This is a genomic window from Dyella sp. KRB-257, from assembly GCF_049445995.1.
In the GTDB taxonomy this organism is placed as follows: Bacteria; Pseudomonadota; Gammaproteobacteria; order Xanthomonadales; family Rhodanobacteraceae; genus Dyella_A.
Genome location: NZ_JBMSDZ010000006.1, coordinates 32,532 through 47,224, shown reverse-complemented (window position 1 = coordinate 47,224; position 14,693 = coordinate 32,532). Strand labels below are relative to the sequence as shown.

The following is a 14,693-nucleotide window of genomic DNA, read 5'->3' as shown; positions in this document are numbered from 1 at the left end:
TGCAGCGGGCAAGGCCGCGCGGTCTGCCCGATCCTTGCGCCACCCACGATCCCACAGGAGTCCTGCCGTGTCCTTTCTCCGCATGAGCGACCTCGATCTGCGCGGCAAGCGCGTGCTGATCCGCGAAGACCTCAACGTGCCGATCGAGGACGGCCGCATCACCTCCACCCAGCGGCTGGACGCCTCGCTGCCCACGATCAAGGCGGCGCGCGACGCCGGCGCGAAGGTGATGGTGCTCTCGCACCTGGGCCGTCCGAAGGAAGGCCAGTTCGACGAGGCTTCCTCGCTGGCGCCGGTCGCCGCCTGGCTGGGTGACAAGCTCGGCAAGCCGGTACGGCTGCTGCGCGACTACCTCGGCGGCGTCGAGGTGGCCGACGGCGAGGTGGTGGTGCTGGAGAACTGCCGCATGAACGTCGGCGAGGGCAAGGACGACGAGGCGCTGTCGAAGCAGTACGCGGCGCTGTGCGACGTGTTCGTGATGGACGCCTTCGGTACCGCGCACCGCGCGCAGGCATCCACCCACGGCGTGATCCGTTTCGCCAAGGTGGCCGCCGCTGGCCCGCTGCTGGCGGCCGAGCTCGACGCGCTGGGCAAGGCGCTGGAGCACCCGGCCAAACCGCTGCTGGCGATCGTCGCCGGTTCCAAGGTGTCCACCAAGCTCACGTTGCTGGAGAACCTGATCGACAAGGTCGACCAGCTGATCGTCGGCGGCGGCATCGCCAACACCTTCATCGCCGCGGCCGGCCACAACGTGGGCAACTCGCTGTACGAGCGCGACCTGCTCGATGCCGCCAGGAAAGTGATCGCCGACGCCAACCGCCGCGGCGCCGAGGTGCCGATGCCGGTGGACGTGGTGGTGGCGCCGGAGTTCTCGGCGCACGCCCCGGCCACGGTGAAACCGGTGGACCAGGTGAAGGACGGCGAGATGATCCTCGATATCGGACCGGAGACGGCCAGACGCTACGCCGAGCTGATCGCCAGGGCCGGTACCGTGGTGTGGAACGGCCCGGTCGGCGTGTTCGAGTTCGACGCCTTCGGCAAGGGCACCGAGACGCTGGCCCGCGCCATCGCCGCGTCGAGCGCCTTCTCGATCGCCGGCGGCGGCGACACGCTGGCGGCGGTGGACAAGTACGGCATCGAAAAGGAGGTGTCGTACATCTCCACCGGCGGTGGCGCGTTCCTGGAATTCCTGGAAGGCAAGGAGCTGCCGGCGGTGGCCGCGCTCAGGGCGCGCGCCAAGGGCTGATCACCGCTCGTGTAGGAGCGCACCCTGTGCGCGAACGCTCTCCGCGCTCAGGGCGCGCGCCAAGGCGCTGATCACCGCTCGTGTAGGAGCGCACCCTGTGCGCGAACGCTCTGGTTGCGGCATGGCAAAGAGCGTTCGCGCACAGGGTGCGCTCCTACCTCAGCTGGCGGGGGCGCCAAGGATGCGGCGCACGGCGGCGATCACCCGCTCGACGTCGCCGTCGGATAGCCCCGGTGACAGCGGCAGGCTGACCGTCTGCCGCCCCAGCCGCATCGCCTGCGGCCACCGCTCCGGCAGCCAGCCATAGCGCTGCTGGTAATACGGATGCTCGGGCACGGACAGGTAGTGCACGCCGGTACCGATCCGTGACGCGTTCATGGCATCGAGGAACGCATCGCGCGCGATGCCGCAGCGCGCCTCGTCGATCATCACGGTGTACAGGTGCAGGCCGTGCCGGGTATCCGCTTCCGGCGACGCCGGCAGGCCGACCGGCAGATCGGCGAAGGCCTCGTCGTAGCGCTGCCAGATTGCCTGCCGGCGCAGCCAGTGCGCTTCCACCCTGGCCAGCTGCGGCAGGCCGATCGCCGCCTGCAAGTCCATCATGTTGTATTTGAAGCCGCACTCCAGCACCTGGTAGTGCTTGTAGCCAGCGTCGCCGAAGCGGTGCCAGGCGTCCTTGCTCATGCCGTGCAGCGCGAGCATGCGCGCTCGCGCGATGCGCGCCGGATCGCGGCCCAGGATCATGCCGCCCTCGCCGGTAACCACGTTCTTGGTGACGTAGAAGCTGAAGCAGCCGAAGTCGCCGAAGCTGCCGGCCGGCTGGCCGCGGAAGGTGCTCTCGATGGCGTGCGCACAGTCCTCGATCACCACCAGGTCGTGAGCGCACGCGATCGCCATGATGCGATCCATCGCGCATGGCCGGCCGGCGAAATGCACCGGCACGATCGCCCGCGTGCGCGGGGTGATCGCCGCCTTGATCGCGTCCGGGTCGATGTTCTGGGTGTGCGGATCGACATCGGCCAGCACCGGCCTCAGCCCGGCATGCTCGATCGCGTTGACCGTGGCGCAGAAGGTCAGCGGCGTGGTGATCACCTCCGCACCGGGCTCCAGCCCGGCGGCCACCATGCTCACGTGCAGGGCGGCGGTGCAGGAATTCACCGCGGCGACCCGGTCGGCGCCCGCCTGCCGGTAGGCCGCGAACGCCTCCTCGAAGCGCGCGACGCGCGGACCGGTCCCGAGCCAACCCGAACGCATGCAGGCCGTGACCTCGGCGATTTCCTCCTCGCCGATGCTCGGTGCGCCAAAGACGATGTAGGGGTCGTGCTCGGCCATGCGGACGTCCTGGTGAAAGCGGCCGGGCCGCTCGTGCGGCCCAGCCGGGAGCGAGGTCAGCGGTTGAGGTCAGTGGTTTTGGCCGACCACGCGCCTGACCGCATCCACCACGTGGCTGACGGTGAAGCCGAAGTGCTCGAACAGCTGCGGCGCCGGCGCGGAGGCGCCGAAGCTGGTCATGCCGATCACCTCGCCATCGAGGCCCACGTACTTGCGCCAGAAATCGACCGTGGCCGCTTCCACCGCGACGCGGGCGCGGCACCAGAGCGGCAGCACCGCTTCGCGGTAGGCCTGCGGCTGGGCGTCGAACGCCTCGGTGCACGGCATCGACACCACGCGCACCGCCACGCCCTGCTGGGCCAGCGTGCGCATCGCCTCCATCGCCAGTTCCACCTCCGAACCGGTGGCGATCAGGATCGCCTGGAAGCGCGCATCGGCCGGATCGGACAGCACGTAGCCGCCGCGCACGATATCCGCCACCTGCTCGGCCGTGCGGTGCTGGTGCTTGAGGTTCTGGCGCGAGAACACCAGGCAGGCGGGGTGACCCTTGCGCTCGATCGCCGCCTTCCACGACGCCGCCGACTCCACCGCGTCGCACGGGCGCCACACCTGGTTGTTCGGGATGTAGCGCAAGGACGCGAGGTGCTCGACCGGCTGATGGGTCGGGCCGTCCTCGCCCAGGCCGATCGAGTCGTGGGTGTAGACGTGGATCGCATGCGCCGGGATCAGCGCGCTCATGCGCACCGCGTTGCGCGCGTAGTCGGAGAACACCAGGAAGGTGGCGTCGTACGGGATGAAGCCGCCGTGCAGCGCCAGGCCATTGGCGATCGCCGTCATGCCGAACTCGCGCACGCCGTAGTAGACGTAGTTGCCCTGGCCATCGGCACTGTTGCCGTTGCCGGCGTCCAGGCTGCCCTTCCACTTGGTGAGGTTGGAGCCGGCCAGGTCGGCCGAGCCGCCGATCAGCTCCGGCAGCAGCGGACCGAACGCGTCCAGCGTCATCTGCGAGGCCTTGCGCGAAGCCACCTCCGGGCCTTCCCGCTGCAGCTTGTCGATGTAGGCCTGCGACTTCTCGGCCCAGTCGGCCGGCAGTTCGCCGCTGAAGCGGCGCTGGAACTCGGCGGCGAGCTCCGGGTGCGCCTTGGCATAGGCCGCGAAAGCGTCGTTCCAGGCCTGCTCGGCAGCCGCACCCTTGGCCTTGTGGTCCCAGCCCGCGTAGATCTCGGCGGGAATCTCGAACGGGGCATGACGCCAATCGAGCGCGTCGCGCGCGCCGGCGATCTCGTCCTTGCCCAGCGGCGCGCCGTGGCTCTCTTCCTTGCCCTGCTTGTGCGGCGCGCCAAAACCTATGATGGTTTTGGCGCAAATAAGCGTGGGCTTGTCGCTCTGGCTTGTCGCCTGAACAAGTGCGCGTTGGATTGCCGCGGCATCATGCCCGTCGACACCGCGGATCACGTTCCAGCCGTAGGCCTCGAAGCGCGCTGGGGTGTCGTCGGTGAACCAGCCGTGCACCTCGCCATCGATCGAGATGCCGTTGTCGTCGTAGATCGCCACCAGCTTGCCCAAGCCCCAGGTGCCGGCCAGCGAGGCGACTTCATGCGAGATGCCTTCCATAAGGCAGCCGTCGCCGAGAAACACGTAGGTGTGGTGGTCGACCACGGCGTGGCCGGGGCGGTTGAAATGCGCGGCCAGCACCTTTTCCGCCAGCGCGAAACCCACCGCGTTGGCCAGACCCTGGCCGAGCGGGCCGGTAGTGGTCTCCACTCCGGGCGTCTCGCTGGCTTCGGGGTGGCCCGCGGTCTTCGAATGCAGCTGGCGGAACTTCTTCAGCTGCTCCATCGGCAGGTCGAACCCGGTCAGGTGCAGCAGTGCGTACTGCAGCATCGAGCCGTGGCCGTTGGAGAGCATGAAGCGGTCGCGGTTGGCCCACTTCGGGTTGGTCGGGTTGAAGCGCAGGAAATCGTTCCACAGCACTTCGGCGATGTCGGCCATGCCCATCGGCATGCCCGGGTGGCCGGACTTGGCCGCCTCCACGGCGTCCATGGCAAGGGCGCGCACGGCGTTGGCGAGTTCGCGGCGGGTGGTCATCGGCATCTCCGGAAGGGGCGTGAAAAGCCGTTATTGTCGCCGATTCCCGGAGGGCTGGTGCGGTCGTGCCGTGAAAATCCTGCCCACACGCCTTCAGCCGCAGAGCACCACGCCCGCGTAGTGGCCCCACGATTAATTGCCCCTTAATTTTTTCGGCCCGGATACCGGAACGCTTCAGCCTTGCCTTCGTTCAATGGCGTGGCGCCCATCCGGGCGCCCGGTCGCATCTGCCCCCAGTGCGGCCGGACAAAAACCAGAAGAAGGAGGAACCATCTCCATGAAGAAGTCATTGTCTGTACTTGCTTGCGCTGTACTTGCTTGCGTTTCCACCTCCGAGGCATCCGGGCACCGATGCTGTGTCCATTCTTAACTCGGGATTAATACTGTACTTCTCAGTATTGAATCTTTCCCGGCTCAACTCATCTCATTCCGGTGCGTTGCTGCCATGACGCACTCTCCGGCGGCCGCACCGGCGATCCCCACGCCGCGGCCGCAAACAAAACAAAGGAATATCCCGATGAAAAAGACTCTGTTTGCTTTCGCCCTCGTCTCCGCCGGCCTGGTGGCCGCCCCAGCCGCCTCCGCGCAGAACGCTTCCGCGGACAACGGCGGCTGGTTCGTCAACGGCAACGTCGGCCGCACCTCGATCAACAAGGGTCCGTACGACGGCCACGACACCGGTTACGCCCTCAACGGCGGCTATCGCTGGTCGGTGAATCCGAACGTGGCGCTGGGCGTGGAGGCCGGCTACAACGACCTGGGCAACATCCACGTCAAGAACGTCTTCAACAGCAATGACGTGGTCGACCACGGCAAGTCGCAGCTGCACGGCTGGACCGCCGGCGTGAACGGGCACTTCAATCTGACGCCGAACTGGTACGTCAGCGCACGCACCGGCCTGTACGCGTGGAAGGGTCACGGCCTGAGCAACGACGCCAACCCGATCCGCCAGAGCCTGGACAAGACCAGCTGGTATGCCGGCGCGGGCGTGGGCTACGACTTCAGCAACAACGTCAGCGTGGGCATCAACTACGACTACTTCGATGCCAAGAAGCACAACGTCGACCTGAGCACCGACATGGTTTCGGTGAGCGCCGAATACCGCTTCTGATCGATCCGCCATACGGCCTTCGGGCCGAACGGAAAAGGGGCGCCCGATGGGCGCCCCTTTTTTGTTTCCCGGCTTTGCCGCGTGGCGCGCGGCGGGCACATGTACGCAATTGCCATCAAGCATCAAGAATCCTGATGCCGTCATTCCCGCGGCTCCCTGCAGACGAGCGTCTGGTCGTCCATTGCCTCGTGCAGCCAGTGGATCCCCGCTTTCGCGGGGATGACGAGCAAAAAAAAGCAGCAGACGGTTCGCTGGAAAATCTCATCTCACCGGATGCGCTCCGGCATTACTTGCCGGTCCAGCGCCCCAGCGCGGCCTGGCCGTTTTCCTTCGCGCGGGCGGCGACGGTCTTCTGCGCCTCGGCGTAGTTGGCCTGCATGTCCTTCGCCCACAGCTTGAGCGCGGCCTGCTGCATGGCGCGGCCGTAGGAGAACGACAGCGGCCACGGATGCGGCCCGATGCGGTTCATCGCATTGAGGTGGGCGGTGGACTGCTCGTCGGTCTGCCCGCCGGAGAGGAACACGATGCCCGGCAGCGAGGCCGGCACGGTGCTCTTGAGCACGCGCACGGTGGCCTCGGCGACCTCCTCCACGTCGGCCTGCTCCTCGGCGTCCTTGCCGGCGATCACCATGGAGACCTTCAGGATGGTGCCCTCGAGCATCACGTTCTGCTCGTACAGCGCGTTGAACAGGCTGCGCAGCACGGCCTCGTGCACTTCGTAGCTGACTTCGATGCTGTGGTCGCCATCCATGATCACTTCCGGCTCGACCATCGGCACGATGCCCGCTTCCTGGCACAGTGCGGCGTAGCGGGCCAGCGCGTGGCAGTTCGCCTCGATCGCGGTGGAGCTGGGGTTGTCCTCGGAGATGTTGATCACCGCGCGCCACTTGGCGAACTGCGCGCCGAGCCTGGTGTACTCGGCCAGACGCTCGCGCAGGCCATCGAGGCCCTCGGTGACCACGTCGCCCGGGAAGCCCGCCAGCGGCACCGGACCCTTGTCCACCTTGATCCCCGGAATGATGCCGAGCTTCTTCATGACCTGGGTGAACGGCACGCCGTCCCTGGTCGACTGGCGGATCGTCTCGTCGTAGAGGATCGCGCCGGAGATGTGCACGTTCAGGCCAGGCGTGGTGAGCAGCAGTTCGCGATAGGCGCGGCGGTTCTCTTCGGTGTTCTCGATGCCGACGGCCTCGAACCGCTTCGCGATGGTCTTGGTCGACTCGTCGATGGCGATGATGCCCTTGCCGGGCGCGACCATCGCCAGCGCGATGCTTTCCAGATCTTCGATGCTCATGACGACTCCGTGGAAACGTTGGCGGCCGCACGACCGCGCCAGATGGATACCGCTCCACAGCGGGAGCGGCAAGGCTGAAAACGGCGGATTATAGGCCAGATCGCCCGCAGGCACCGGCGGCCGATGCCGGGCGGCGTCAGAGGCTGAGAAAAATTCGGCCGCCGTAGCGAGAGCGCCGCCAGGCGTTCGTGACAAGGTGCGTTGTGGGCCAATCCGGGGAGTTTGGTGAACCAAATGACCCGGATTGGCCCGCAGCGCGCCGCCGGCACGGGCGTTTGGCGGCGGTCGCAGTAGGCGGGCGATTTTTTCTCAGTCTCTCAGCCGGCGTCGTAACCCGGCAGCCGGCAGGGCGCCATCAGCGCCTGCTGGCCGGCCTTGTCGCTCGGCCCGTTGAACGGAATGATGTAGTAGGTGTCGATCGGCTCGCCGGCGCGATTGGTCAGCGACGGGCCGTAGGTGAAGTTCTTCACCGCGCTCTCGGCGACCTTGCCCAGGTCGCTGTCGGGCACCACCTTCACCGCCTTCACGTTACGCACCAGGCCATCGGAACCTACGGTATAGGTCACCGCCACGCAGCCGGGCTTGTAAAGGTTGCGGCCGCTGTTGGGCACGTCCACACCGACGTGCTGGTTGAGCAGGATCCAGTAGGTATTGAGCCGTTCCGGCGGCAGCCGGCGATTCTGCGCGGCAACCGGGAAAGCGGCCGCCATGGCGAGCAGGCAGAGCGGCAACTGCACGCGAAGCAGGGTGTTCATGGAAAGCCTCCGGGGATCGCGGATGAGGCGGCCAGTCTAGCAACCTGTCGGGCTTTGGTTGGCCGGGCTGCGAATCCGGCGGTGCGGTCCCTATTCCTGCCGCTTCCTGGCCCATGGAACCTCCATGAGAACCTCGAAAAACTCGAAATAAGGCTCGTCATCTTCGGTGTAGCCGGCGCGCAGCATGCCGCGATGGAGCCGTCGAACGCGGCGGGATGCACGAGCGCCGATCGATGGCGTATCCGCACCCGGCGGCCTCACAGGTCGCGCAGGCTGTCCACGATGCCGTCGGCGCCCACCAAGAGCAGCTTGAGCGTGTTGGTACCGCCGACGTGGCCGACGCGATCGCCGTAGGTGATGATCACGCGATCGCCCTCGCCCAGCTTGCCCTGATCGAACAGCAGGCGCACGGCGGCGCGGGTGGAGGCGGCCATGCTCTGCTGGTCGCCGTGGCTGAACGCCACCGGGTGCACGTCGCGCAGTACCTGCATGCGGCGGCGCGCCTCGCCGAACGGCGACATGCCGTAGATCGGCACCGCGCTGCGGTAGCGCGACAGCCATTGCGCGGTGGCACCCGATTCGGTCAACGCCACGATCGCGCGCACGCCCAGGTGGCCGGCCAGCACCATCGCGGCCAGCGCGATCGCCTGGTCGGCGCGATCCAGCTGCAGCCCGGCATTGAGCAGGCGGTCGTCCTTGGGCTCGAACTGGCGCTCGGCACCCAGGCAGATGCGGTACAGCGCGGCCACCGCCTTGTCCGGATGCGCACCGGCGGCCGATTCCTCCGACAGCATCACCGCGTCGGTGCCGTCGATGACCGCGTTGGCCACGTCGAGCACTTCGGCGCGGGTCGGGATCGGCGAGCGCACCATCGACTGCAGCATCTGCGTGGCGGTGATCACCGCGCGGTTGCGCTGCACCGCCTCGCGGATGATCTTTTTCTGCAGGCCGGGCAGTTCGGCGTCACCGATCTCCACGCCCAGGTCGCCGCGCGCCACCATCACCACGTCGGAGGCGTCGATGATCTCGCCCAGCACCGGGATCGCGTCGGCGCGCTCGATCTTGGCGACCATGCCGGCATGGCCGCCGGCCTCGTGCATGAGGCGGCGCGCGGTGTGCATGTCCGCTGCCGAGCGCACGAACGACACGGCGAGGAAATCCGCGCCGATCTCGGCGGCCAGCTTGATGTCGTTGCGGTCCTTGTCCGACAGCGCGTCGACCGAGAGCCCGCCGCCCTGGCGGTTGAGACCCTTGCGATTGGACAGCTTGCCGCCGATGGTGACGCGGCAGTGGATCTGGTCGCCGTCGATCGACACCACATCCATCGCGACCAGACCGTCGTCGAACAGCAGCACGTCGCCCGGATGCACGTCGTACGGCAGGTTGAGGTAACTCACGCCGACCCGGGTGGCGTCGCCATCGGGCGCATCGGCGCGGCAGTCCAGCGTGAACGCATCGCCCGGCTCCAGCATCACCGGGCCGTCGGCGAACTTCTCCACGCGGATCTTGGGACCCTGCAGGTCGGCCAGGATGCCGACCTCCACCCCGACCTTGGCGGCCGCTTCGCGCACCGCGTTGGCGCGGGCGCGGTGGTCGTCCGGCGCACCGTGCGAGAGGTTGAGGCGGGCCACGTTCACGCCCTGGGCGATGATTTTCTCGAGCATGCCCGGCGCGTCGGTGGCGGGGCCGAGGGTGGCGACGATCTTGGTACGGCGAAGAGGAGTCTGGGTCATCGGGCAAACCTAGCAGAAGCGGCGCTTCGCGCCATACTGCATTCGATTTCAATACGCGGCCGAACGGCCGTCCAAATCAACTGCCGAGCAGCTCGTTGAGCACCGCGGCCAGCCGCACCCCGCCCTGCTGCAGGCGGGTGCGCACCACCGGCCACGCGACCGCCTGGTAGCGCGCCGACCAGCCCGCCTGATTGCGCCCGTCCAGGTGCGCATAGGCCACGTCGCGGGCCAGGCGGTGCGACTCCATCGCCCATGCGACGGTCTGGGCGGACAGCTGCGCCGGCGCGCCGATGGCCGACCATGCGGCGCGGTCGGCCGGACGGATCGAAGCGTCCAGTAGCATCGCATCGGCCTGCACCTGGGCATGGTCGAAGGTGTAGTTCGGGCCGGGCATCAGGTTCAGTGCCTGGCGCAATACACCGCCATCCCACACCGCGTGCAGATTGGTGCCGCGCCCGAAGAACTGCAACTGCACGGTGTTGCCGCCCTTGTCGTCGTTGTCCACGGTATGCATCGGCTGGTGCACGTCGCCGACCAGATGCACCACCCACTTCAGCGCCTCCAGCCGCGCCGCCGGCGCCGCGGAACGATCCGCCAGCACCTGGCTGAAGTGGCTGATCTGCGCGATCACGCAATTGTCGAGGAGGCAGTCGCGCGGGGGCAGGTAGGCGTCGGCGCGCAGCGGGATGTCGACATAGTGCCAACCGCCGGTGCGGGGACGCTCCTTGCGGATGTTGTCGGCCCACGACGCGATGTCGTCCAGCCGGCTCCATCCTTCGAGCCGAAGCAGCGCCTGCACCTGCGCCGCGGCGCGCGCGTCCAGGTGCTGCTGGGCGATGTCGGCCACGATGGCGTGGCCCTCCGGGCCCCAGGCCTGGGCCAGCGGCGCGGCCAGCGCGAAGGCGCCGGCGCACAGGACGGAGGCAAGCCGGGGAAGACGCAAGAACATGAGGGGCAACTTGTGCAGGCCGGGGAAGCGCCGAAGTCTGCCACACGCCGGCGACGCCGGCGCGACGGCCTGCCCCGGTCCATCCTCGCCCACACTCCTAGACCAGCAAAGACCGAGACCAGCAAAGACCGACAGGCTGCTAGAATCGCACGCTGTTTCTCCAATCCACGCCAGGCGCAGGAGTCGAGGCAATGACGATCAAGGTGGGCATCAACGGCTTCGGCCGCATCGGGCGCAACGTGCTGCGCGCAGCCGTGCAGAACTTCCACGACGACATCGAGATCGTCGCGATCAACGACCTGCTCGAGCCCGACTACCTCGCCTACATGCTGCAGTACGACTCCGTGCACGGCCGCTTCAAGGGCACCGTGGCGGTCGAGGGCAACACCCTGGTCGTCAACGGCAGGAAGATCCGCCTCACCGCGGAACGCGATCCGGCCGCGCTGAAGTGGGACGCCGTCGGCGCCGAGGTGGTGATCGAGTCCACCGGCATCTTCCTGACCAAGGAAGGCGCGCAGAAGCACCTGGATGCCGGCGCGAAGAAGGTGATCCTGTCCGCCCCGTCCAAGGACGACACGCCGATGTTCGTCTACGGCGTCAACGACAAGAGCTACCAGGGCGAGGCGATCATCTCCAACGCCTCGTGCACCACCAACTGCCTGGCACCGCTGGCCAAGGTGCTGAACGACAAGTGGGGCATCAAGCGCGGCCTGATGACCACCGTGCACGCCACCACCGCCACCCAGAAGACCGTTGACGGCCCGTCCAACAAGGACTGGCGCGGCGGCCGCGGCATCCTGGAGAACATCATCCCCTCCTCCACCGGCGCGGCCAAGGCGGTGGGCGTGGTGATCCCCGAGCTCAACAAGAAGCTCACCGGCATGAGCTTCCGCGTGCCGACCTCGGACGTCTCGGTGGTCGACCTGACCTGCGAGCTGGAAAAGCCCGCCACCTACGCCGAGATCTGCGCCGAGATGAAGGCGCAGTCCGAAGGCGCGCTCAAGGGCATCCTGGGCTACACCGAGGACAAGGTGGTCGCCACCGACTTCCGCGGCGACGCGCGCACCTCGATCTTCGACGCCGAGGCCGGCATCGCGCTGGACGCCACCTTCGTCAAGCTGGTGTCCTGGTACGACAACGAGTGGGGCTACTCGAACAAGTGCCTGGAGATGGTGCGGGTGGTGGCGAGGTAAGCCTTCGCTTTCATTTTCATTGGCATGAAGAAAGGCGCCCTCGGGCGCCTTTCTTCATGCCGCGGCCTGGCGGAACCAGCAGGACCTGTATCGAGGCGCACTCTCCAGAATTCGTCATCCCGGCGAACGCCGGGATCCAGTGACTGAATGCATTCGGAGTACCGAAGCGCTGGATTCCGGCGTTCGCCGGAATGACGAGCATGTGAGGCACCGCGATGCTGTCCCACACGCAGATGCCCTAGGAGCGTGGGCCGTAGAAATCTTTGGGCTGCGATTGTGCTCTCATCCATAGGCTGTGCCTCTCGTCGGGTTTGCATAGTGTGACTATGCGCACCCTCCGATAGACGCATCCTATGGCGATAGCCCAATCTCGCTATCCAAAGTTTCTACGGCCCACGCTCCTAGAATCGAGTGATCGGCGTTACTTCAACACCGCCAGCGCCGCCTCGTAATCCGGCTCCCGGGTGATCTCCGGCACCAGCTCGGCGTACTTCACGTGGTCGTGCTCGTCCAGCACCACCACCGCGCGCGCCGCGAGGCCCGCCAGCGGACCGCTGGCCAGCGCCACCCCATAGTCCTTCAGGAAGTCGGCGCCGCGCAGGGTCGACAGCGTGACCACGTTGTCCAGCCCCTCGGCGCCGCAGAAGCGCGCCTGCGCGAACGGCAGGTCGGCCGAGATGCACAGCACCACCGTGTTGGCCAGCTGTGCGGCGGACTGGTTGAAATGGCGCACGGACGAGGCGCACACCGGCGTGTCCACGCTGGGGAAGATGTTGAGGATCTTGCGCTTGCCGGTGAAGTCGGCCAGCGAGACGTCGGCCAGATCCTTGCCGACCAGGCGGAAACCCGGCGCCTTGTCGCCGACGGCGGGAAAATCGCCGAGCACTTCGACCGGATTGTCCTTCAGGGTGATGTGATGCGACATGGGCGGACCTCGGGTCAGGGAACGGGACCGCTATCGTAGTGCGGGGTTGCACGCTTGACGACTCTTTCAGGGCCGTCATCCCGCCTTAGGGCAAGGCGCAGCCCGCCGCCCGACTGTCGCGGCCGCCATCGCTATTCGGCACGCAGCAATGCCTCGATCACCTGCTCGGCCAGCCGTTCGGGCGACTGATCGCCGCCGTGCAGATGCAGCTCCGGCGACTCCGGCACCTCGTAGGGCGAGTCGATGCCGGTGAAGTTCTTGATGCCGCCCGCGCGCGCCTTGGCGTACAGGCCCTTCACGTCGCGCGATTCGCAGATCTCGATCGGCGTGTCGACGAACACCTCGTGGAACTCGCCCGGCGCGAACAGCTCGCGCGCCATGCGCCGCTCGCCGCGGAACGGGCTGATGAAGGAGACCAGCACGATCAGGCCGGCGTCGACCATCAGCTTCGCCACCTCGGCCACGCGGCGGATGTTCTCCACGCGATCCTCGTCGGTGAAGCCCAGGTCGCGGTTGAGCCCGTGGCGCACGTTGTCGCCGTCCAGCAGGTAGGTGTGCCGGCCCAGCGCGAACAGGCGCTTCTCCACCAGGTTGGCCACGGTGGACTTGCCCGAGCCGGACAGGCCGGTGAACCACAGGCACGCCGGCGACTGGCCCTTGATCCGCGCCCGCGCCGCGCGATCGATGTCCAGGTGCTGCCAGTGGATGTTGTCGGCGCGGCGCAGGGCGAAGTCGAGCGTGCCGGCGCCTACCGTGGCGTTGGTCTGGCGGTCGATCAGGATGAACGCGCCCAGCTCGCGGCAGGCCGCGTAGGACTCGAACGCGATCGGCTGGTCCAGGCCAAGATTGCAGTAGCCGACCTCGTTGAGCTCCAGCCGCTTGGCGGCCAGCTCCTCCTGCGTGTTCACGTCGATCTTGTGCTTGATCTCGGTGATCTGCGCGCCCACGGTGCGCGTGCCGAGCTTCAGCCAGTAGCCGCGCCCGGGCAGCAGCGCCGACTCGTCCATCCACAGCAGGTGCGCGGCGAACTGGTCGGCCACCTGCGGCGGGTTGTGCGCGGCGGCGATCACGTCGCCGCGGCTGATGTCGCGCTCGTCTTCCAGCGTCAGCGTGACCGCGTCGCCCGTCGCCGCGCGCTTGCGGTCGCCGTCGGCGGTGACGATGCGCGCCACGCGCGAGCGCGCGCCGCCGGGCAGCACCACCACCTCGTCGCCGGGCGCGATGGTGCCGGCGACCACCTGCCCCGCATAGCCGCGGAAGTTCTGGTCCGGCCGCGCCACCCACTGCACCGGCAGGCGAAAGCCCAGCGTGTCGGCCGGGCGTTCGATCGCCACGGTTTCCAGCTGTTCGAGCAGGCTGGGGCCGGTGAACCAGGGCATCGTGGTGGCGCGCGCGCTGACGTTCTCGCCGCGCAGCGCCGACACCGGGATCGCGGTGACCTGGGCGATGCCCATGCCCTGCGCCAGCGCCGCGTAGTCGGCCTCGATGGCGCGGAAGGTGGTCTCGTCGTAGCCGACCAGGTCCATCTTGTTCACCGCCAGCAGCACATGGCGGATGCCCAGCAGCGCGGCGATGTAGGTGTGGCGGCGGGTCTGCGTCAGCAGGCCCTTGCGCGCATCGACCAGCACCACGGCGAGATCCGCCGTGCTGGCGCCGGTGGCCATGTTGCGGGTGTACTGCTCGTGGCCGGGGCAGTCGGCGACGATGAACTTGCGCCGCTCGGTGGTGAAGAAGCGGTAGGCGACGTCGATGGTGATGCCCTGCTCGCGCTCGGCCGACAGGCCGTCCACCAGCAGCGCGAAATCCAGCTCGCCGTTCTGCGTGCCGTGGCGCTGGCTGTCGCCCTCCAGCGCGGCGAGCTGGTCGTCGAACAGCAGCTTGGTGTCGTACAGCAGGCGGCCGAGCAGGGTGCTCTTGCCGTCGTCCACGCTGCCGCAGGTGATCAAGCGCAGCAGATCCTTCGCCTCGTGGCGCGCGAGATAAGCATCAAGCGACAGATCCGGATCAATGACGTTCATGGCGATACCTCCGCGCAGTGCAGCTCGCCTCAGGCTTCAAAGCACCGCT

The 14,693-nt window shown here is 67.5% G+C and carries 11 protein-coding genes; 3 read left to right on the top strand and 8 right to left on the bottom strand.

Annotated elements, in window-relative coordinates; all coding sequences use genetic code 11:
- The first annotated feature begins 67 nt into the window (after positions 1–67).
- The gene (locus ACO2Q2_RS06310) at positions 68–1,246 is read left to right on the top strand and encodes a phosphoglycerate kinase (protein ID WP_423254912.1); all 1,179 of its coding nucleotides are present in this window, start codon (positions 68–70) and stop codon (positions 1,244–1,246) included.
- A 159-nt stretch (positions 1,247–1,405) separates the two neighbouring features.
- Here ACO2Q2_RS06310 and ACO2Q2_RS06305 read toward each other — a convergent pair whose 3' ends face one another.
- Together ACO2Q2_RS06305 and tkt are read right to left on the bottom strand one after the other, a co-directional pair.
- The gene (locus tag ACO2Q2_RS06305) at positions 1,406–2,578 is read right to left on the bottom strand and encodes a DegT/DnrJ/EryC1/StrS family aminotransferase (protein ID WP_423254911.1); all 1,173 of its coding nucleotides are present in this window, start codon (positions 2,576–2,578) and stop codon (positions 1,406–1,408) included.
- A gap of 69 nt (positions 2,579–2,647) precedes the next feature.
- Positions 2,648–4,666 carry a transketolase gene (gene tkt / locus ACO2Q2_RS06300; protein WP_423254910.1) on the bottom strand — a complete coding sequence of 673 codons (2,019 nt, stop codon included), beginning with the start codon at positions 4,664–4,666 and terminating at the stop codon, positions 2,648–2,650.
- 517 nt (positions 4,667–5,183) lie between these two features.
- On the opposite strand from tkt, the gene ACO2Q2_RS06295 reads away from it, so the two are divergent.
- The gene (locus ACO2Q2_RS06295) at positions 5,184–5,777 is read left to right on the top strand and encodes an outer membrane protein (protein WP_423254909.1); all 594 of its coding nucleotides are present in this window, start codon (positions 5,184–5,186) and stop codon (positions 5,775–5,777) included.
- 286 nt (positions 5,778–6,063) lie between these two features.
- Here the strand turns inward: ACO2Q2_RS06295 and ACO2Q2_RS06290 are convergent, their stop codons facing one another.
- The 4 genes from ACO2Q2_RS06290 to ACO2Q2_RS06275 form a co-directional block, all read right to left on the bottom strand.
- A complete protein-coding gene (locus ACO2Q2_RS06290; protein ID WP_423254908.1) occupies positions 6,064–7,071 on the bottom strand; it encodes a class I fructose-bisphosphate aldolase in 1,008 nt (335 codons plus the stop codon).
- Between the two features lie 317 nt (positions 7,072–7,388).
- Positions 7,389–7,826 (bottom strand): energy transducer TonB, encoded by a 438-nt coding sequence (locus ACO2Q2_RS06285; protein ID WP_423254907.1) that lies wholly within the window; start codon positions 7,824–7,826, stop codon positions 7,389–7,391.
- 257 nt (positions 7,827–8,083) lie between these two features.
- Positions 8,084–9,559, bottom strand: coding sequence for a pyruvate kinase (gene pyk, locus ACO2Q2_RS06280; protein ID WP_423254906.1), 1,476 nt, complete (start codon positions 9,557–9,559; stop codon positions 8,084–8,086).
- A 76-nt stretch (positions 9,560–9,635) separates the two neighbouring features.
- Positions 9,636–10,508, bottom strand: a complete 873-nt coding sequence (locus tag ACO2Q2_RS06275) for a S1/P1 nuclease (RefSeq protein WP_423254905.1) — start codon at positions 10,506–10,508, stop codon at positions 9,636–9,638.
- A gap of 191 nt (positions 10,509–10,699) precedes the next feature.
- Here ACO2Q2_RS06275 and gap point away from each other — a divergent pair, with 191 nt between their 5' ends.
- The gene (gap, locus tag ACO2Q2_RS06270; protein WP_423254904.1) at positions 10,700–11,701 is read left to right on the top strand and encodes a type I glyceraldehyde-3-phosphate dehydrogenase; all 1,002 of its coding nucleotides are present in this window, start codon (positions 10,700–10,702) and stop codon (positions 11,699–11,701) included.
- A gap of 421 nt (positions 11,702–12,122) precedes the next feature.
- Here gap and tpx read toward each other — a convergent pair whose 3' ends face one another.
- Positions 12,123–12,626 carry a thiol peroxidase gene (gene tpx, locus ACO2Q2_RS06265; protein ID WP_423254903.1) on the bottom strand — a complete coding sequence of 168 codons (504 nt, stop codon included), beginning with the start codon at positions 12,624–12,626 and terminating at the stop codon, positions 12,123–12,125.
- A 131-nt stretch (positions 12,627–12,757) separates the two neighbouring features.
- Entirely contained in the window at positions 12,758–14,644 is a 1,887-nt protein-coding gene (gene cysN, locus ACO2Q2_RS06260; RefSeq protein WP_423254902.1) for a sulfate adenylyltransferase subunit CysN, read from the bottom strand.
- Positions 14,645–14,693 lie beyond the last annotated feature (49 nt).

Excerpts from the sequence above, each read along its gene's own strand:
- ACO2Q2_RS06295 (WP_423254909.1), top strand. The coding sequence starts at position 5,184 with ATGAAAAAGACTCTGTTTGCTTTCGCCCTCGTCTCCGCCGGCCTGGTG.
- pyk (WP_423254906.1), bottom strand. The coding sequence starts at position 9,559 with ATGACCCAGACTCCTCTTCGCCGTACCAAGATCGTCGCCACCCTCGGC.
- ACO2Q2_RS06285 (WP_423254907.1), bottom strand. The coding sequence starts at position 7,826 with ATGAACACCCTGCTTCGCGTGCAGTTGCCGCTCTGCCTGCTCGCCATG.
- ACO2Q2_RS06290 (WP_423254908.1), bottom strand. The coding sequence starts at position 7,071 with ATGAGCATCGAAGATCTGGAAAGCATCGCGCTGGCGATGGTCGCGCCC.
- ACO2Q2_RS06305 (WP_423254911.1), bottom strand. The coding sequence starts at position 2,578 with ATGGCCGAGCACGACCCCTACATCGTCTTTGGCGCACCGAGCATCGGC.
- gap (WP_423254904.1), top strand. The coding sequence starts at position 10,700 with ATGACGATCAAGGTGGGCATCAACGGCTTCGGCCGCATCGGGCGCAAC.
- tpx (WP_423254903.1), bottom strand. The coding sequence starts at position 12,626 with ATGTCGCATCACATCACCCTGAAGGACAATCCGGTCGAAGTGCTCGGC.
- cysN (WP_423254902.1), bottom strand. The coding sequence starts at position 14,644 with ATGAACGTCATTGATCCGGATCTGTCGCTTGATGCTTATCTCGCGCGC.
- ACO2Q2_RS06275 (WP_423254905.1), bottom strand. The coding sequence starts at position 10,508 with ATGTTCTTGCGTCTTCCCCGGCTTGCCTCCGTCCTGTGCGCCGGCGCC.
- tkt (WP_423254910.1), bottom strand. The coding sequence starts at position 4,666 with ATGACCACCCGCCGCGAACTCGCCAACGCCGTGCGCGCCCTTGCCATG.